The sequence below is a fragment of the Streptomyces sp. Y1 genome (assembly GCF_041053115.1).
Taxonomy (GTDB): domain Bacteria; phylum Actinomycetota; class Actinomycetes; order Streptomycetales; family Streptomycetaceae; genus Kitasatospora; species Kitasatospora rubellomurina.
Window position 1 is genome coordinate 1282015 of sequence record NZ_CP163445.1, and the last position, 17643, is coordinate 1299657.

Here is a 17643-nt window from a genome sequence, read left to right on the forward strand (position 1 = left end):
CCCCCGTGTTCATCGCGGCCCCCGTTCGGCGGTGCGCTTGACGTAGGCGTTCAGCAGCGCGGCCAGCAGCAGCATCGCGCCGAGGAAGAACTTGAACCAGTCCGGGTTCCACTGGGCGTAGATGATCCCCTTGCTGGCCATGCCGAAGATCAGCGCGCCGAGCGCGGAGCCGACCACCGAGCCGTAGCCGCCGGTGATCAGGCAGCCGCCGATGACGGCCGCGACGATGTAGATCAGCTCGTTGCCGACGCCTTCGCCGGACTGCACGGTGTCGAAGGAGAACAGCAGGTGCTGCCCGAGCACCCACGCGCCGAAGCCGACGCCGAGGTAGAGCACGGTCTTGGTCCGGGCGACCGGCACGCCGACCGCGCGGGCGGCGGCCGCGTCGCCGCCGACCGCGAAGATCCAGTTGCCGAAGCGGGTGCGCAGCAGCACCCAGCTGCCGACCGCGAGCAGGCCGAGCCACCACCACACGGTGGCCTTGACGGTCAGTCCGCCGACGGTGACCTCGGAGGCGAACAGCCACCGGCAGGACTCGAAGCCCTGCATGTCGGCGATCGACTTGGTCGAGACCGTGCCCGAGATCGCCTTGGTGACGCCGAGGTTGGCGCCGGTCAGCATCAGGAAGGTGCCGAGGGTGACGATGAAGCTGGGCAGCTTGGTGCGGCCGAGCATCCAGCCGTTGAACCAGCCGATCGCCAGCGTGGTGACGAGCGAGACCAGCACGCCGACCCAGGTGATCGCGGTGAACTGGTAGGAGACCATCGAGGAGGTCAGCGCGGCGGTGGTGACCAGCACGCCGGCCGAGAGGTCGAACTCGCCGCCGATCATCAGCAGGGCGACCGGTACGGCCATGATCCCGATGGTGGAGGCGGCGTACAGCACGGTGCCCAGCGAGGAGACCCGCAGGAAGGGCTCGGCGGCCGCGGCGAAGACCGTGAAGACGGCGACGGCGGCGATCAGCGAGCCCAGTTCGGGGCGGGCCAGGAGCCGGCGCAGGGCCGCCGGGCGGTCCTGGACGAGGCCGTCCCGGGACAGCAGGTCGGACGGGGTACCGGAGGAGGGGGTACCGGAGGGGGTGCTCAACGCGTCCCCCTCGCGACGTACTCGGCGAGCGCGTCGGCGTTGTCCTTGGTGAGGATCTGCGGGCCGGTCTCGACGGGCTTGCCGCCGCCGAGCATGTCCAGGTTGGACCGGTACAGCCACAGCAGGTCGACGCCCTCGTAGCCCTGGAGGTAGGGCTGCTGGTCGACGGCGAAGCCGACGCTGCCGGACTTCAGCCCGGCGACGACCTGCGGGCCCAGGTCGAAGGTGTCCAGCTCGACCGGGCGGCGGGCGTCCTGGATCGCCTGCAGGCCGGTGGCGGCCATCGGGCCGGAGAGGGTGAGCACGGTGTCGATGGACTGGTCGGCCTGCAGCTTGGCGGAGATCGCGGCGCGCGCGTCGGGCATGTCGACGCCGTTGACGTAGAGGACCTGGAAGCCGGCGCCGGCCTTGGCCTGGGCGCCGCCGCAGCGCTGCTCCTGGCCGACGTTGCCCTGCTCGTGGATGACGCACAGGACGTTCTTGCGGCCGCGGGAGGCGAGTTGGGCGCCGGCGGCCTGGCCGGCGGTGGCCTCGTCCTGGCCGATGTGGGTGAGGGCGCCGAACTTCGCGGAGTACTCCTGGCCGGAGTTGACGGTGATCACCGGGATGCCGGCGGCCTTGGCCTTGGCGAGGACGTCGGCCATGGCGTCGCCCTTGGCGAGGGTGACCAGCAGGCCGTCGACCTTCTGGTCGATGGCGGCCTGGACGAGCTGGACCTGGTTCTGGGTCTGCGCGTCGTTGGAGTACAGGAAGGTGATGTTGTCCTTGGCGGCGGCCTGCTCGGCGCCCTTGCGCACGCTGTCCCAGAAGGCGTCGCCGGCTCCGGCGTGGGTCACCATGGCGACCTTCCAGCGCGGGGTCGTGACGGCGCCGCCGGCGGCGGCCGCGGCCTTGGCGCGGGCCTCCTCGGCGCGTCTGCCTCCGGTACTGCTGCAACCGGCCGCGGTGACCGCGAGGGCCAGGACGGCGCAGACGGGCCAGAAGCGGCGCGAGGGGCGAAAGCGGGTTGTGCTCATCCCCCTAGTCTCTCTGCCCGGGCCGTGCGGGCTCGCACCGCCTCGCCCGGCAGCGCGCACGGTACCCGGGGTAAGGTGCTCCGGGGGACCTTTCCTGGAAGTTCGCTGGACGCGTGGTCCGGACGACACCCGTTCGGGTGGCAGACTATGCGCCGACCCGAAAGGGGATCATCACGCCCGCGTGATGTTCCTCTCAGGTTCCGCACAGATTCGGACGGCAACCGATCGCCGGTTTTCCACCGTCCGATGCCATTGGAGTGCGTTCGGGCGCGTGGGGCCCGGGCGGCCAGCGACCCGGATACGAGAGCTTGATGCAACTCACAGGAACGCCGTTCTTCGTCCTCACCGTCATCCTGGTGCCGGTGGCCATCGCGGTCGCGCTGGTGTTCTGGGGCAAGGTGCGCGGGCCGCGGCCGGTGCGGATCCTGTCCCGGCTGGTCATGATCATGTTCTGCCAGATCACCGCCGTGCTGATGGTCTTCGTGATGGTGAACAACGCGAACCTGATCTACGGCAACTGGGACGACCTGCTCGGCACCGGGGACCACGTCCGGGCCGTGCCCTCGGTGCCCCCGCTGGACGCCGACGGCGGCAAGGGCGGCGGCAGCGGCGACGCGGCCAAGCAGCCGCCGAAGGTGATGCAGAAGTTCGCCGGGGTGGGCGACCCGGCGGTGCCCGGGGACGTCCAGAAGACCGAGCTGAAGGGCCAGGTCTCCGGCGTCGACGGCGAGGTGCTGGTCTGGCTGCCGCCGCAGTACAACGACCCGGCGTACAAGGACAAGAAGTTCCCGGTGGTCGAGCTGATCCCCGGCTACCCCGGCTCCTCCTCCACCTGGTACGGCACCCTCAAGGTGTCCGAGCAGCTCAAGCCGCTGATGCAGCAGGGCAAGGTCTCGCCGTTCATCCTGGTCTCGCCGCGCACCCTGCTGCTGCAGCACCAGGACGCCGGCTGCACCGACATCCCCGGCAAGGTCAACGCCGACGCGTGGATCACCCGGGACGTGCCGCAGATGGTGATGGACAACTTCCGCGCCGACCCGTCCGCCGACCGCTGGGCGATCGCCGGCTACTCGGCCGGCGCCCACTGCGCGGCCAAGATCTCGCTGGCCCACCCCAACCGCTACCGCGCCGCCATCTCGATGTCCGGCTACAACGACCCGGGCACCGAGTCGGACTCGCTGGTCGGCAAGGACCCGAAGCTGCGCGAGGCCAACAACCCGGTCAACATCCTGAAGGCCGCCCAGACCCCGCCGAAGGTCTCGCTGTACATCAGCGGCAAGAAGGGCGACGGCCTGGAGGACGGCCAGGCGCTCGCCGCGGCGGCCAAGGACCCGACGAAGGTCCAGGTCCAGGAGACCAACGGCCCGCACACCACCGAGCTGTGGAAGACCATGGTGCCGGGCATCTTCGAGTGGCTGACCGGCATCATCCCGCCCCAGTAGGACCCCCGGGAAGGACGCTCAGGCCAGTTCGAGCGCCAGGTAGAAGTCCACCCGGTCCTCCAGCCGGGACAGGTCCCGCCCCGTCAGCTCCTCGATCCGCCCGATCCGGTAGCGCAGCGTGTTGACGTGGACGTGCAGCTGGGCGGCGCAGCGCGTCCAGGAGCCGTCCGAGCGCAGGAAGGCCTCCAGGGTGCGGACCAGGTCCGCCTGGTGCTCCAGGTCGTAGGCGATGACCTTGTCCAGCAGCCGGCCGCGGAAGGCGCGGCGCACCTCGTCCGGGACGGCGGCCAGCAGCAGCACGTGCGAGGCCAGCTCCTCGGGGCCGGCCACGCAGACCCGGCCGATCCGGGCGGCGGCGATCCGGCGGGCGTGCCGGGCCTCCTCCAGGGCGCCGCGCAGGCCGCCGGACTCGGCGGCGGGGGCGGAGACGCCGACGGTGATCCGGCCCTCCGAGCCGAGCCCGGCCTCCAGCGGGGCGAGCAGGGCGCGCAGCGCCTCCGCGGCCGGGGTCTTGGCGGACTGCGGGCCGTCCGGGGCGGGCATCACCACGACGGCGCCGGCGCCCGTCCCGGCGACCAGGGCGCGGTCGGTGGTGCCGCCGACCGCCTCCTCCAGGACGGCCCGTACGGCGCCCTCGGGCAGGCCGGTGCCCTCGGCGCTGACGACCAGCCAGGAGGCCTCCTGCGCCGGTGACTTGGGGTCGGGGCCCTCGTAGCGGGCGGCCATCGCCGAGGAGGCGTACAGGGCGCGGCCGATCTCGGCCGGGTCGGCGTCGCGGCGCAGCAGGGCGAGCAGTTCGTCGGCGAGGCGGCGGCGCAGCCGGCGGCCCTCGTCGCGGCGGTGGCGCTCGGCGGCGACCAGCCGGGCGAGGTTCTCGGCGAGCTGCTGGCGCTTGGCCGTCCACTCGGTGACGTCGCCGGCGACGGCGAGCACCCAGTCGGCCAGCGGCGCCTCGTGCTCGGCGGAGGCGGGCGCGGGCAGCAGCGAGTAGGCGCCGCCGGCCAGCCGGGCGCGGTGCGGGGGGCGGCGGCGCTGGCGCTGGGCGGCGAGGTGGGCGCGGACGAGCTGGTCGCGGTCCTCGGCGCCGAGCCGGTCGGCGGGCCCGGCGATCACCGCGCCGGTGGGGGTGAGCACCCAGCAGTCGAGGTCGAGGTCGCCGCCGAGCAGGTCCAGCACGGCGTCGAGGCCGCCGCCGCCGGCCGCGGAGACCAGCAGGCGGTGCCGGTCGACGAGGGCGGCGAGGTCGGCGGCGCGGTCGGCGGAGACCTGGCGGCCGATGAACTCGGTGACGGTGCCGAAGGCGATGTCGTCGGGGACGGCCAGCAGCGGCATCCGGTGCCGGCGGCAGGCCTCGACCAGGTCCTCGGGCACCGGGCCGACCTCGGCCTCGCCGGCCGCGAGGGCGACGGCGCCGCCGGCCGCGAGGGTGCGCACGAAGCGCTCGGAGTCGGCCGGGCCGGTGCGCCAGAGCATGCCGGTGAGGACCAGTTCGCCGCCGTGCAGGTAGCGGCCGGGGTCCTGCAGGTCCGTCGTCATCACGCCGCCGACCTGCCGGTCCAGCTCCTCCTCGGCCGCGAGCAGGCGCAGGCGCGGGGCACCGGGGGCGAGCAGGTCACGGACGCGCATCCGCGGACTCCTTCGGGCTTGGGGAGGGGTGGGCGTGGGGTGGGGGTGGAGAGCCGGGACGTCGGGCCCGGGGGTCACAGTGTGCCCGAACATCCGTGCTCCGGGTGACGTGACATCCGCGCCCGGGGGTGACGTGCCGGCGGGCACCCCGGCGCCGCTCCGTGGACCGCCCGTCACGGCCGGATTACGGTCGTAGGTAGCGCCCGGCGGACGGGCCGGGCCGCGCGATCGACCTCCTTAGAGGAACGTACAGGATGCCGGGCCGGGCCACAGCCGGGGCTTCATGCCATCGGTGACTGCCAGTGGGCCGCGTCACAGGGGTTCACTGGGCGACACGCCGCCGGAGACCCGGCGGGCGAAGACTTGAGGAGACACCCGCATGGAGTTCCTTCGGCCCGCCACCTGGGACGAGGCACTCGCGGCGAAGGCCGAGCACCCGAGCGCGCTGCCCATCTCGGGCGGCACGGACGTGATGGTCGAGCTGAACTTCGACGTGCACCGGCCATCCGCGATTCTCGACCTGAACCGCGTCCGCGAACTCACCCAGTGGACGGAGGACGGCGGCGTCGTACGGCTCGGCGCGGCCGTCCCGTACGCGCGGATCATCGACGAGCTGGCCGGGCCGCTGCCCGGGCTCGCGCTGGCGGCGCACACCGTGGGCTCGCCGCAGATCCGCAACCGCGGGAGCGTCGGCGGCAACCTGGGCGCGGCCTCCCCGGCCGGCGACTCCCACCCGGCGCTGCTGGCCGCCGGGCGGGACGTGTACGTCGAGGCCGCCTCGGTGCGCGGCACCCGGATGATCCCGATCGACGACTTCTACGTCGGCGTGAAGCGCAACTGCCTGGCGGCGGACGAGCTGATCCGCGCCGTGCACGTCCCCGTGGCGGACGGCCCCCAGCAGTTCTCGAAGATCGGCACCCGCAACGCGATGGTCATCGCCGTCTGCGCGTTCGGCTTCGCGCTGCACCCGAGGAACGGCACCGTCGGCACCGGCATCGGCTCGGCCGCCCCCACCCCGCGCCGCGCCGTCGAGGCCGAGGAGTACCTGCGGGGCGTGCTCGCCGAGCGCGGCCTGTGGGAGAGCGGCGCCCTGCTCGGCTCCGAGGTGGTGCAGCGGTTCGGCGAACTGGTGAAGGCCGCCGCCTCCCCCATCGACGACGTCCGGGGCACCGCCGAGTACCGCCGGCACGCCCTGGCCGTGATGGCCCGCCGCACCCTCACCTGGTGCTGGAACGACTACCGCAAGCAGATCGAACAGGTTGGGAGCGCGGCATGAGGGTCACGTTCACCGCGAACGGCAAGCCGGTCGAGGCCGACGACGTGTGGGCCGGCGAGAGCCTGCTCTACGTGCTGCGCGAACGCGTCGGCCTGCCCGGCTCGAAGAACGCCTGCGAGCAGGGCGAGTGCGGCTCCTGCACCGTCTACCTGGACGGCGTGCCGGTCTGCTCGTGCCTGGTCGCGGCCGGGCAGGTGCAGGGCCGCGAGGTGCGCACCGTCGAGGGCCTGGCCGGCGAGGAGGGCGAACTCGGCCTCGTGCAGCAGGCGTTCGTCGACGCCGGAGCCGTCCAGTGCGGCTTCTGCACCCCCGGCCTGCTGGTGCAGACCGACGCGCTGCTGGCCGACGACCCGCAGCCCAGCGACGACGACATCCGCGAGGCGCTGTCCGGCAACCTGTGCCGCTGCACCGGCTACGAGAAGATCATGGACGCGGTGCGGCTGGCCTCGGCCCGCAAGTGCGCCGGCGAGAGGGACGGCTCGGCATGAACGCGCGCACCATCCAGGGCCAGAAGAACCTGCAGAACATCGGCCAGGCGGCCAAGGACGGCATCGGCGGCTCGCCGCTGCGCCCGGACGGCAACCTGAAGGTGCGCGGCGAGTTCGCGTACTCCTCCGACCTGTGGCACGAGGACATGCTGTGGGGCACGGCCCTGCGCTCGCCGCACCCCCGGGCCCGGATCCTGTCGGTGGACATCACCGAGGCGCTCAAGGTGCCCGGCGTGTACGCCGTCCTCACCCACGAGGACATCCCCGGCTCCAAGTACTACGGCCTGGAGATCCGGGACCAGCCGGCCCTGGCCATCGACCAGGTCCGCTACCACGGCGAGGCGATCGCCCTGGTCGCCGCCGACCACCCGGAGACGGCCCGGCGCGCGGTGAAGAAGATCGCCGTCGAGTACGAGGTGCTCACCCCGATCGTCACCGAGGAGCAGTGCCTGCACCCCGAGGTGCACGGCTACGTGCACGAGCCGCACGAGTACAAGTCCCACGCGTACGGCAACATCTGCCACGAGCAGAAGCTGGTCTCCGGCCTCGGCGTCACCGACGAGGTGCGGGCGATGGCCGACGTGGTCGTCAGCGGCGACTACGAGGTCGGCATGCAGGACCAGGCCTTCCTCGGTCCGGAGTCCGGCCTCGCGGTGCCCGCCGAGGACGGCGGCGTCGACCTCTACATCGCCACCCAGTGGCTGCACGTCGACCGCGAGCAGATGGCCCCGGTGCTCGGCCTGCCGGAGGAGAAGGTCCGGCTCACCCTGGCCGGCGTCGGCGGCGCGTTCGGCGGCCGCGAGGACCTGTCGATGCAGATCCACGCCTGCCTGCTGGCCCTGCACACCGGCAAGCCCGTCAAGATCGTGTACTCCCGGGACGAGTCCTTCTTCGGCCACGTCCACCGCCACCCGGCGAGGATGCACTACGAGCACGGCGCCACCCGCGACGGCCGGCTCGTCTACGCCGACTGCCGGATCGTGCTGGACGGCGGCGCCTACGCCTCCGCCTCCCCCGCCGTGGTCGGCAACGCCGCCTCGCTCGGGCACGGCCCGTACGTCATCCCGAACGTGCGGATGCACGCCATCGCGCTGTACAGCAACAACCCGTCCTGCGGGGCGATGCGCGGCTTCGGCGCGGTGCAGGCGGCGTTCGGCTACGAGTCGCAGATGGACAAGCTCGCCGTCGAACTCGGCATGGACCCGGTGGAGCTGCGGCAGCTCAACGCCGTCTCCCAGGGCGACCGGATGCCCACCGGGCAGGAGATCGACGCGCCCGCGCCGGTCGCCGAACTGCTGCGCCGGGCCAAGGAGATGCCGCTGCCGCCGCCCTTGGACACCACGCACCTGGACGTGCGCCGGCTGCCGGGCGCGCTGTCCAACACCTCGCACGGCGAGGGCATCGTGCGCGGCGTCGGCTACTCGGTCGGCATCAAGAACGTCGGCTTCTCCGAGGGCTTCGACGACTACTCCACCGCCCGGGTGCGGCTGGAGGTGATCGGCGGCGAGCCGGTCGCGCTGGTGCACACCGCGATGGCCGAGGTCGGGCAGGGCGGCGTCACCGTGCACGCCCAGATCGCCCGCACCGAGCTCGGCGTCGAGCAGGTCACCATCCACCCGGCGAACACCGCGGTCGGCTCGGCCGGCTCCACCTCCGCCTCCCGCCAGACGTACATGACCGGAGGCGCGGTGAAGCTGGCCGCCGAGGCGGTGCGGCGGGAGCTGATCGACAAGGGCCGGCGCCGCTACGGCTGGACCCACGACGACCTGTCGCTGGCCGGCGGCAAGGTCGTCTCGGCGAGCGCGGGCGCCCTGGTCTCCATGGTCGACCTGCTCGGCGACGAGGCCATCGAGCAGACCCGCGAGCACCACCACCGGCCCACCGTGCCCTTCGACAAGGAGACCGGGCAGGGCTTCGGCCACGTCCAGTACACCTTCTGCGCCAACCGCGCCGTGGTGGACGTGGACGTCGAGCTGGGCCTGGTCAAGGTGGTCGAGCTGACCGCCGTCCAGGACGTCGGCAAGGCCCTCAACCCGCTCTCCGTGGTCGGCCAGATCCAGGGCGGCTGCACCCAGGCACTCGGCCTCGCCGTCATGGAGGAGATCGTGCTGCGGGACGGCAAGGTCCGCAACGCCTCCTTCACCGACTATCTGATCCCCACCATCCTCGACACCCCCCCGATCCCGGTGGAGATCCTCGAACTGCCAGACCCGCACGCCCCGTACGGGCTGCGCGGGGTCGGCGAGGCGCCGACCGTCTCGGCGACGCCCTCGATCGTGGCGGCCATCCGCAACGCCACCGGCCTGGCGCTGAACCGCATCCCGGTCCGGCCCGAGCACCTGACCACCGAACAGCCGGGCTGAGCCCGGGAGTTCGGTCGGCCCCGGGGCGGCACCGCGTCTTCCCGGCCGCCCCGGGGCCTCCCCCGGAGGCTCCCCTTCGGGCCCCGCCCCGCCCCACCCCGCCCCACCCCGCTCCACCCCGCTCCACCCTGCCGCGCCGCCCACGCCGGGGCGCCGCGACGGTGCACCACCCCCACACCGCACCACCCCCACACCGCACCGTGAGTCGAAACGTCCCCCTGCCCCCGTGATCGGTCGTCAGGTCGGCTCGCCCACCCCAACCCCCTTTGACACTTGGGAGTGGACATGACCAGGATCCCCACGGAGCCCGGCACCACCGAAGCAGACAGAGCCACCGGGGGCGAGACCCACCCCTCGCCCCCCGCCGCGCCCCCTCGCGCGACGAACGCGCTGGACGCGTACTTCAAGATCTCCGCCCGGGGGTCGACCCTCGCGGGAGAACTGCGCGGCGGCCTCACCACCTTCATGGCGATGGCGTACATCGTCCTGCTCAACCCGCTGATCCTCGGCGGCGCCGACGTCACCGGCGCCAAGCTCGACCACGCCGCGCTCACCACGGCCACCGCCCTCGCGGCCGCCGTCACCACGATCCTGATGGGCCTGGTCGGCAACGTGCCGCTCGCCCTGGCCGCCGGCCTCTCCGTCTCCGGCGCCGTCTCCGCGCTCGTCGTACCGCACACCACCTGGCCGCAGGCCATGGGCCTGTGCGTGATCTACGGCCTGCTGATCGTGCTGCTGGTCGTCTCCGGACTGCGCGAGAAGATCATGAACGGCATCCCGCTGCCGCTCAAGCACGCGATCACCATCGGCATCGGCCTGTTCGTCACCGTCATCGGCCTCTACAAGGCCGGCTTCGTGCACACCGGCGGGCCCACCCCGCTCTCGCTCGGCCCGTCCGGCGAACTCACCGGCTGGCCGGTCGCCGTCTTCTGCGCCACCCTGCTCGCGATCTTCGTGCTGATGGCGCGCGGCGTGCGCGGCGCGATCCTGTTCGGCATCGCCGGCGGCACCGTGCTCGCCGTCGCCGTCAACAAGCTCGCCCACGTGCCCGCCGCCGCCTGGCGCAGCTCGGTGCCGGTGTGGCCCGGCAGCCCCGTCTCCGCGCCCGACTTCGGCCTGTTCGGCCACGTCGACCTGTTCGGCGCCTTCGGCGCCCGTGGCATGGGCGCGATCAGCGCCTCCGTCGCCGTGTTCACCCTGGTGCTGGCCGGCTTCTTCGACGCGATGGCCACCATCATCGGCGTCGGCACCGAGGCCGGGCTGGCGGACGAGCGCGGCCGGATGCCCGGCCTGTCCAAGGCGCTGTTCATCGACGGCGCCGGCGGCGCGGTCGGCGGCCTGGCCGGCGCCTCCGGGCAGACCGTCTTCGTCGAGTCCGCCACCGGCGTCGGCGACGGCGCCCGCACCGGCCTCGCCTCCGCCGTCACCGGCGGCCTGTTCGCCCTGATGCTGTTCTTCTCGCCGCTGGCCGGGATCGTCCCGGTCGAGGTCGCCTCGGCCGCGCTGGTGGTGATCGGCTCGATGATGATGAGCCAGGCCCGGCACATCGACTGGTCCGACCGCGAGGTCGCCATCCCCGCCTTCCTGACCTGCGTGCTGATGCCGTTCACCTACAGCATCACCGCGGGCGTCGCGGCCGGCGTCATCTCGTACACCGTGCTCAAGGCCGGGCGGGGGCGGTGGCGCGAGCCCGGGGCGCTGATGTGGGTGCTCACGGCGGTGTTCGTCGTGTACTTCGCGCTCACGCCGGTCAAGTCCTGGCTGGGCGTGCACTGACCCGACTCCTGCCGCGGCCGGCCGGGTCGGGGCCCCGGCCGGATTCACGCACCACCGCCGCCGTACGGGATCGTTTCCCGTACGGCGGCACCCCCGCTACTGTCGAGAATGGGTAAGGAGCACTCCGCCATGCAGGACATCGCCGAGCAGTTGCAGGCCTGGCACGCCTCGGGGCGCTCCTTCGCCGTGGCCACCGTCGTCGGCGTCTCCGGCAGCGCCCCGCGCGACCCCGGGGCGGCGCTGGCCGTGGACGCGGCCGGCGAGGCGGTCGGCAGCGTCTCCGGCGGCTGCGTCGAGGGCGCCGTGTACGAGCTGTGCCTGGCGGCGATCGAGAGCGGCGAACCGGTGCTGGAGCGCTTCGGCTACAGCGACGAGGACGCCTTCGCGGTCGGGCTGACCTGCGGCGGGGTCCTCGACGTGTTCGTCCAGCCGGTCGTGCCCGGCGCCGACGCCGGGCTGGACGCCGGCCTCGCCCGGATCGCCGCCGGCACGCCGGTCGCCCTCGCCCGGGTCGTCGAGGGGCCGGCCGCGCTCGTCGGCGCCTGCCTCGCCGTCACCGCCGGGGAGGCGTTCGGGGCGCTGTCGACGGGGCCCTCCACGGTCGGCGCGCTGGAGCGCGCCGTGGTCGCCGAGGCCCGGGCGATGCTGGACGCCGGGCGCACCGGCAGGGTCGTGCTCGGCCTGGACGGGCGGCCCTGCGACGAGCAGGGGCGGGGCACCGTCACCGTCTTCGTCGAGTCCTCCGTGCCCGCGCCGCGGATGATCGTCTTCGGCGCGATCGACTTCGCCGCCGCCGTGGTGCGGATCGGCCGCTTCCTCGGCTACCGCGTCACCGTCTGCGACGCCCGGCCCGTCTTCGCCACCGCCCGTCGCTTCCCGGACGCCGACGAGGTCGTCGTCGACTGGCCGCACCGCTACCTCGACTCGCAGCTCGGCCGGATCGACGGGCGCACCGTGCTGTGCGTGCTCACCCACGACGCCAAGTTCGACATCCCGCTGCTGGAGCGGGCGCTGCGGCTGCCGGTCGGCTACGTCGGCGCGATGGGCTCGCGCCGCACCCACCGGGAGCGGCAGGCCAAGCTGCGCGAGGCCGGGCTGAGCGACGCCGAACTGGCCCGGCTGCGCTCCCCGATCGGGCTCGACCTGGGCTCGCGCACCCCGGAGGAGACGGCGGTGTCGGTCGCCGCCGAGATCGTCGCCCACCGGCGCGGCGGCAGCTGCCTGCCGCTGAGCGCCGGGAACGGGCCGATCCACCACGACCTGGCGACGCCGGCGAAGGAACCGGCCGGGAGCCGTTCGCCGCACGCCGCGTGACGAGGGCGGGTGACGTTGCGTGGCCACCGCGTTGGCGGGAGGCTGGAGTTGCGGACTCGCCCCGAGCCCGGGGAAGGAGCGGGGACCATGCGCGCCCTGCTGGAGGTCGAACTCGACACCGCGACCTCGAACAAGCTCGTCAGCGACGGATCGATCACCGAAGGGGTCCAGCAGATGCTGGCCCAACTCAAGCCGGAGGCGGCCTACTTCCTCAACCGGAGAGGCCGCCGGTCCATGGTGATGGTGGTGAACGTCGCGGACGAGGCCTCGCTGCCGTCCATCGCCGAACCGTTCTGGCAGCAGCTGAACGCCACCGTCGACCTCCACATCTGCATGACCGCCGACGAGCTCTTCGAAGGGCTGCGGCGGCTGAAGGGCTGAAGGTCGCGGCGAAGGATTGAACGCCGCGGCGAAGGGCTGAAGGTCGCGGCGAAGGCCCGGCAGCTGTGGCGAAGGCCTCCGGGCTCCGCTCGGGGCGGGGCCGGGAGGCCTTCGCGATCACGTCACCGGGTGGGTCAGGCGGTCTTGCAGGAGCGCTGCCAGTTCCAGCCGATGAAGGTGTGGCGCAGCTGGACGTCGAAGGTGCAGCTGTAGGTGAGGTCGGGGTTGAGGGTCACCGAGGTGGTGTGGGTGTTGCCGTACCACAGGCCGGTCGGGTCGAAGATGCCCTTGTAGGAGAAGTCCGCGCGGGCCTGGGAGTTGGTGACGGCACAGTCCGTGGTGCAGTCGTCGCTGTTGGTGGCGGAGGCGACCGACCAGCCGGCGTTCCACGGCTCGCGGTTGAAGCCCTGGGTCGCGGTGGTGGCGGCGGTGGTGATCCGGCCGTTCGCGACGTCCCAGTCGGAGGTGGTGTAGAGGCCGGTCATGCGGATGTTGCAGCAGTCGTACATCTCGCTGGCGCTGGTGACCTTGCGGTGGCCGGCGACGGTGGTGTCGCCCGCGGCCGCCAGGGCCTTGGCGGCCCGGGCCGTGCGGGCCTGCGCGGTCTGGGTGCCCTGGGCGGTCGGGACGTAGGAGACCGGGCCCTCCTGCGGCTTGCAGTCCGGTCCGATCGTCACCGTCTGCTGGACGGTCGTGCCCGCGGGCGGGACCGGCAGCGAGCCGGTGAGCGTCACGCCCTCGCAGCTCTGGGCGCTCGGCGCGTCGGCGGCCGGTGCCGCGACGGCTCCCGGGGCCATCGCCATGAGCAGACCGGCCGCACCGAGCGCTACCGAAACCAGACGCTTCTTCACAGTTCGTGTTCCCCTCACTGGTTACCTGCCGGTAAGCCTACGGGCGGACCGACACTGACCAGGGGGCTTTGGCAGGAAGCTGACACTCCGTTTGTGAGTTGCGTCAGTCACTATCAGGAGCCGTCACGCCGGGTGGCGCCGTCTCGGCCCATGCCGCGTCATGTCGGGCCGCCTCAGGTCACGTTGAGGCGGGCGGCGAGGCGCAGCAGTCCGGGGCTGAGCCGGGACAGGAACCGCGCGACCTTCGCCTCCGGGGTGACCGGGACGACCGCCCGGCCGGTGCGGACGGCGCGCACGATCGCGTCGGCGACCTTCTCCGGCGGGAAGCCGCGGCGGGCGTAGAGCCGGGCCGCGCGGGCCTGCTTGGCGGCCTGCTCGGCGGCGGTGGTGGCGGAGAAGGTGGAGGTGCGGGTGATGTTGGTGTTGACGATGCCGGGGCAGATGGTGGAGACGCCGATGCCGTGGGCGGTGAACTCGGCGCGCAGGCAGTCGGAGAGCATGAAGACGGCGGCCTTGCTGGTGGCGTAGGCGGTGAGCGCCTTGGACGGCAGGTAGGCGGCCGCCGAGGAGACGTTGACCAGGTGGCCGCCCCGGCCGCGGTCGGCCATCAGCGTGCCGAAGGCGCGGCAGCCGTGGATGACGCCCCACAGGTTGACGTCCAGGACGCGCTGCCACTCCTTCTCGGTGGTCTGCAGGAACGTCCCGGAGTGGCCGATGCCCGCGTTGTTGACCAGCACGTCGGGCACGCCGTGCTCGGCGGCGACGGCCTGGGCGAAGGCGTCCATCGCGGCGCCGTCCGCGACGTCCACCCGGTAGGCGTGTGCCTTCGGGCCGACCAGCGAGGCGAGTTCGGCGGTGCGCTCGGCGGCCGCGAGGTCGAGGTCGCAGACCACCACCCGGGCGCCGTCCTCGGCGAGGGCGAGCGCGGTGGCCCGCCCGATGCCGCTGCCGCCGCCGGTCACCACGGCCAACCGGCCGTCGCCCTCGGCCGGTCGGCCGTTCCCCGCCCGTTCGGCGGCGGTGCGGGCGGTGAACTCGCGGACCAGTCCGGCCACGGTGGCTCCCTTCTCCAGCAGCGCCGACCAGTGGCCGGCGTGCAGCGTCCTTCGGGTCAGGTTCGGCACCCAGCGCTCCAGCCCCTCGGAGAGGTAGGTGCCCACGTAGCGGTCCCGGGTCAGGGTGACCAGCTGGACCGGCACCTCGGTCGGCCGCTCGCGCGGACGGCCCATGGTGGGGCGGAAGTTGGCCCGGTACAGCTCGATGCCGCGGACGGCGTCGCGGCGCAGGCTCGGCCCCGGGTGGCCGGCGCGCGGGGTGACGTGCTCCAGGTCACGCAGCACCCGCGGCCAGGCCCGGGCCAGGCCGAGGCGCCACGCCGCCGGGGCGAGGTAGGGCAGGTGGAAGGCGGTGATGTACCAGGAGCGCAGGCCCTGGCGGAGCAGCTGCCCCAGGTGGCGCGGGGTGGGCCGGCGCAGGCGGTGGCGCAGCCAGTGGCCGGTGTGGTCCAGGCAGGGGCCGGACATGGTGGTGTAGGAGGCGATCCACCGCTCGGCGCCGGGCGCGGTGACGGCCTCCCAGGACTGGATCGAGCCCCAGTCGTGGGCGACCAGGTGGACCGGCTCGTCCGGGCTGACGGCCTCGGCGACGGCGAACAGGTCCTCGGCCAGGTGCTCCAGCCGGTAGCCGTCCCGGCCGGCGGGCGCGCCGGACTCGCCGGCGCCGCGCACGTCGTAGCGGACCACGTGGTGGTCGCGGGCGAGGTCGGCGGCGACGTCGTCCCAGACGGCGTGGGTGTCCGGGTAGCCGTGCACCAGCAGGACGGTGGGGGCGGCCGGGTCGCCCTGCTCGAAGACGGCGAGCGACAGGCCGCCGGAGCGGACGGTCCGGCGGCGGGTCGGGGTGCTCATCGGGCGGCCTCCACGGCATCGGTCCGGGTGCTGGTCGCTTCCTGCCCGGCGGCCGTCCAGCGGCGGACGTGCGGCAGGTCGTCGTCGAGCCAGTGGGCGTCGTCCTCGGTGACCACCAGCAGCTCCTCGAACTTGATGCCCACGCCCCGGAAGCCGATGTGCGGCTCGACCGCCCACAGGCCCGGGGTGGGCGCGTGCCGGGACGAGCGGCCGTCCGCCCACAGCGGCGAACGGCCGTGCAGGCGCTCGGTGACGAGCTCGCGGCCGAGGGTCTGCAGGGTGCGCACGCCGAAGCCGAACACGTTCACCCCGGCCGGGCCGCGCACGGTGGTCCGGGTCACCTGGTGGCCGATCACCCGGCCCGGGTACACTCGGTGGCGGTTGTCGTAGCCGTGCGCGGCGATCTGCGCGTCCACGGCCGCGTACACCTCGTTCAGCGGCTTGCGGGCGCGCACCTCGGCCAGGATCAGCTCGCGGTACACCGCGAGGTCGGCGGCCAGGCGGTCCCAGACCCGGTTCTCGCCGACCTTGCCGCCGTAGCCGATGTCGGCCGTGTAGCCGTCCACGATCGGCGCGCAGTCCAGCACGTACGGCATGCCCTCCGCCAGGCGGCGGCTGCCGGCGAAGAACTGCAGCGGGGTGCGGAAGTGCCGGAACGCCGTACGGTCGCCGAACCAGGCGAACGGGACGTGGAAGAAGTCCTGCACCCCGGCGGCGACCAGGCGGCGGCGCAGCTCCGCCGTCGTCTGCCGCTCGGTGACGCCCGGTTCGATCCACGCCGCGACCTGCTCGGCGCAGTGGTAGGCGAGCTGCTGGACCTCCCGGAAGCGGGCGAGGTCGCTCTCGGTGTAGGGGAAGGCGGGCATCGCTGCCATCGGGGCTCCTAGTGGTTCGGGCCGGTGCGGGTTCGGGCCGGTGGCGGTCCTGGCCGGTGCCGGTGCCGGTGGCGGCCCTGGCCGGTGCCGGTTCGGGCCGGTGCCGGTTCGGGCCGGTGCCGGTTCGGGCCGGTGCGGGTCAGAGGTCGAGGACCAGGGTCTCGCCCTCGGCGGCCCGCGAGACGCAGGGCAGCAGGGCGCCGGCGGCGCGCTGCTCGGCGGTCAGGCGCCGGTCCCGGTGCTCGGGCTCGCCCGCGAGGACGCGGAGCTCGCAGGTGCCGCAGAAGCCCTGGTGGCAGGAGTACGGGAGGTCCGGGCGGGCCTCGCGCAGCACGTCCAGGGCGGACCGGTCGGCGGGGACGTCCAGCGTCGGGCCGGCCGCCCCGAGCCGGACCGCGAACGGGCGGCCGCCGGTGACCGGCGCGGCGCCGAAACGCTCGAAGTGCAGCGACGCGGCCGGGGAACCGTCCAGCGCCCGCTGCACCGCGGCCAGCATCGGGGCGGGGCCGCAGCAGTAGACGGCGGCGCCGCGCGGGGCGTGGGCGAGCAGCTCGGCACCGGTCGGGACGCCGCCGTGCTCGTCGTCGGTGCGCAGCACCACCCGGCGCGGGTCCAGGGCGCGCAGCTCGTCCCCGTACGGGAGGGTGTCCGCGCTGCGGCCGACGTGCACCAGGCGCCAGTCCAGGCCGTGCCGCTGCGCCTCGCGGGCCATCGGGAGCAGCGGGGTGATGCCGATGCCGCCGGCGAGCAGCAGGACGGCGGGCTCGGCGCAGAAGGCGAAGCCGTTGCGCGGGCGGCGGGCGGTGAGGCGGGCGCCGGGGTGCAGGGTGTCGTGGACCTCGACGGACCCGCCGCCGCCCTCGGGCAGGCGGCGCACCGCGACGCGGTAGGCGCCGGGGTCGGCCGGGTCGCCGCAGAGGGAGTAGTGGCGCTCGCGGCCGGAGGGCAGCACCAGGCGCAGGTGGGCGCCGGGCTGCCAGCGCGGCAGCGGGCCGCCGGAGGGGTCGGCGAGGGTCAACTCGACGACATCGGAGGCGAGTTCACGGCGGGCGGTGACCACCAGCCGGAGCGGCGGGGTGGGGCGGCTGAACGGGCGGCGCGGGTTGCGGCGCAGCAGCGGGCCGCCGAGGGCCGGGCTGTAACGGTCGCCGAAGGCGGTGAGCCGGCGCATGAACGTGTCGGCGCGGGGGCGGCCGTAGAGGTCGGGGGGCGGGTTGAGCAGGTCCATCCGGGAGGGTCCTC

Annotated in this window: 14 protein-coding genes; 7 read left to right on the top strand and 7 right to left on the bottom strand. The window is 73.7% G+C overall.

The genetic code is table 11. The annotated features are described in order from the left end of the window. Nucleotides 1-9 precede the first annotated feature (9 nt). Both AB2U05_RS05380 and AB2U05_RS05385 read right to left on the bottom strand, forming a co-directional pair. Entirely contained in the window at nt 10-1041 is a 1032-nt protein-coding gene (locus tag AB2U05_RS05380; protein WP_369185903.1) for an ABC transporter permease, read from the bottom strand. Nucleotides 1042-1082: 41 nt separating this feature from the next. Further along, on the bottom strand, nt 1083-2102 hold the full coding sequence (locus AB2U05_RS05385; RefSeq protein WP_045704482.1) for a substrate-binding domain-containing protein: 1020 nt from the start codon (nt 2100-2102) through the stop codon (nt 1083-1085). Between the two features lie 311 nt (nt 2103-2413). Between AB2U05_RS05385 and AB2U05_RS05390 the strand changes: the two genes are divergently transcribed. Next, a complete protein-coding gene (locus AB2U05_RS05390) occupies nt 2414-3544 on the top strand; it encodes an esterase family protein (RefSeq protein WP_045704480.1) in 1131 nt (376 codons plus the stop codon). Between the two features lie 18 nt (nt 3545-3562). On the opposite strand, the gene AB2U05_RS05395 is transcribed toward AB2U05_RS05390, so the two are convergent. Continuing rightward, nucleotides 3563-5170, bottom strand: a complete 1608-nt coding sequence (locus AB2U05_RS05395) for a PucR family transcriptional regulator (RefSeq protein ID WP_045709573.1) — start codon at nt 5168-5170, stop codon at nt 3563-3565. 379 nt (nt 5171-5549) lie between these two features. Between AB2U05_RS05395 and AB2U05_RS05400 the strand changes: the two genes are divergently transcribed. The 6 genes from AB2U05_RS05400 (at nt 5550) to AB2U05_RS05425 (ending at nt 12768) form a co-directional block, all read left to right on the top strand. Then, nucleotides 5550-6446 carry a xanthine dehydrogenase family protein subunit M gene (locus tag AB2U05_RS05400; RefSeq protein WP_045704476.1) on the top strand — a complete coding sequence of 299 codons (897 nt, stop codon included), beginning with the start codon at nt 5550-5552 and terminating at the stop codon, nt 6444-6446. Further along, complete coding sequence (locus AB2U05_RS05405) at nt 6443-6934, top strand: (2Fe-2S)-binding protein (RefSeq protein ID WP_045704474.1); 492 nt, start codon at nt 6443-6445, stop codon at nt 6932-6934. The genes AB2U05_RS05400 and AB2U05_RS05405 overlap by 4 nt, the downstream gene beginning before the upstream one ends. Continuing rightward, on the top strand, nt 6931-9297 hold the full coding sequence (gene pucD / locus AB2U05_RS05410; RefSeq protein WP_369182558.1) for a xanthine dehydrogenase subunit D: 2367 nt from the start codon (nt 6931-6933) through the stop codon (nt 9295-9297). Before AB2U05_RS05405 ends, pucD begins: the two co-directional genes overlap by 4 nt. A gap of 285 nt (nt 9298-9582) precedes the next feature. Continuing rightward, nucleotides 9583-11073: an NCS2 family permease gene (locus tag AB2U05_RS05415; RefSeq protein ID WP_045701536.1), complete on the top strand. Its 1491-nt coding sequence runs from the start codon at nt 9583-9585 to the stop codon at nt 11071-11073. A 129-nt stretch (nt 11074-11202) separates the two neighbouring features. Next, nucleotides 11203-12387, top strand: coding sequence for an XdhC family protein (locus AB2U05_RS05420; protein ID WP_369182559.1), 1185 nt, complete (start codon nt 11203-11205; stop codon nt 12385-12387). Nucleotides 12388-12474: 87 nt separating this feature from the next. Beyond that, nucleotides 12475-12768: a hypothetical protein gene (locus AB2U05_RS05425; protein WP_045701531.1), complete on the top strand. Its 294-nt coding sequence runs from the start codon at nt 12475-12477 to the stop codon at nt 12766-12768. Nucleotides 12769-12902: 134 nt separating this feature from the next. Here the strand turns inward: AB2U05_RS05425 and AB2U05_RS05430 are convergent, their stop codons facing one another. The 4 genes from AB2U05_RS05430 to AB2U05_RS05445 all read right to left on the bottom strand — a co-directional run bounded on the left by AB2U05_RS05430 (nt 12903) and on the right by AB2U05_RS05445 (nt 17629). Beyond that, nucleotides 12903-13619, bottom strand: a complete 717-nt coding sequence (locus AB2U05_RS05430; protein ID WP_052707616.1) for a hypothetical protein — start codon at nt 13617-13619, stop codon at nt 12903-12905. 173 nt (nt 13620-13792) lie between these two features. After that, nucleotides 13793-15526: an SDR family oxidoreductase gene (locus tag AB2U05_RS05435; RefSeq protein WP_369182560.1), complete on the bottom strand. Its 1734-nt coding sequence runs from the start codon at nt 15524-15526 to the stop codon at nt 13793-13795. Then, on the bottom strand, nt 15523-16401 hold the full coding sequence (locus AB2U05_RS05440; RefSeq protein WP_369182561.1) for a M24 family metallopeptidase: 879 nt from the start codon (nt 16399-16401) through the stop codon (nt 15523-15525). Before AB2U05_RS05440 ends, AB2U05_RS05435 begins: the two co-directional genes overlap by 4 nt. A gap of 139 nt (nt 16402-16540) precedes the next feature. Further along, a complete protein-coding gene (locus tag AB2U05_RS05445; RefSeq protein ID WP_369182562.1) occupies nt 16541-17629 on the bottom strand; it encodes a 2Fe-2S iron-sulfur cluster-binding protein in 1089 nt (362 codons plus the stop codon). Between the last annotated feature and the right edge of the window lie 14 nt (nt 17630-17643).

Bases quoted from the DNA above. Each gene is read 5' to 3' on its own strand.
- AB2U05_RS05385 (WP_045704482.1), bottom strand. From the start codon at position 2,102: ATGAGCACAACCCGCTTTCGCCCCTCGCGCCGCTTCTGGCCCGTCTGC.
- AB2U05_RS05390 (WP_045704480.1), top strand. From the start codon at position 2,414: ATGCAACTCACAGGAACGCCGTTCTTCGTCCTCACCGTCATCCTGGTG.
- AB2U05_RS05395 (WP_045709573.1), bottom strand. From the start codon at position 5,170: ATGCGCGTCCGTGACCTGCTCGCCCCCGGTGCCCCGCGCCTGCGCCTG.
- AB2U05_RS05400 (WP_045704476.1), top strand. From the start codon at position 5,550: ATGGAGTTCCTTCGGCCCGCCACCTGGGACGAGGCACTCGCGGCGAAG.
- AB2U05_RS05405 (WP_045704474.1), top strand. From the start codon at position 6,443: ATGAGGGTCACGTTCACCGCGAACGGCAAGCCGGTCGAGGCCGACGAC.
- pucD (WP_369182558.1), top strand. From the start codon at position 6,931: ATGAACGCGCGCACCATCCAGGGCCAGAAGAACCTGCAGAACATCGGC.
- AB2U05_RS05415 (WP_045701536.1), top strand. From the start codon at position 9,583: ATGACCAGGATCCCCACGGAGCCCGGCACCACCGAAGCAGACAGAGCC.
- AB2U05_RS05420 (WP_369182559.1), top strand. From the start codon at position 11,203: ATGCAGGACATCGCCGAGCAGTTGCAGGCCTGGCACGCCTCGGGGCGC.
- AB2U05_RS05425 (WP_045701531.1), top strand. From the start codon at position 12,475: ATGCGCGCCCTGCTGGAGGTCGAACTCGACACCGCGACCTCGAACAAG.
- AB2U05_RS05435 (WP_369182560.1), bottom strand. From the start codon at position 15,526: ATGAGCACCCCGACCCGCCGCCGGACCGTCCGCTCCGGCGGCCTGTCG.
- AB2U05_RS05440 (WP_369182561.1), bottom strand. From the start codon at position 16,401: ATGGCAGCGATGCCCGCCTTCCCCTACACCGAGAGCGACCTCGCCCGC.
- AB2U05_RS05445 (WP_369182562.1), bottom strand. From the start codon at position 17,629: ATGGACCTGCTCAACCCGCCCCCCGACCTCTACGGCCGCCCCCGCGCC.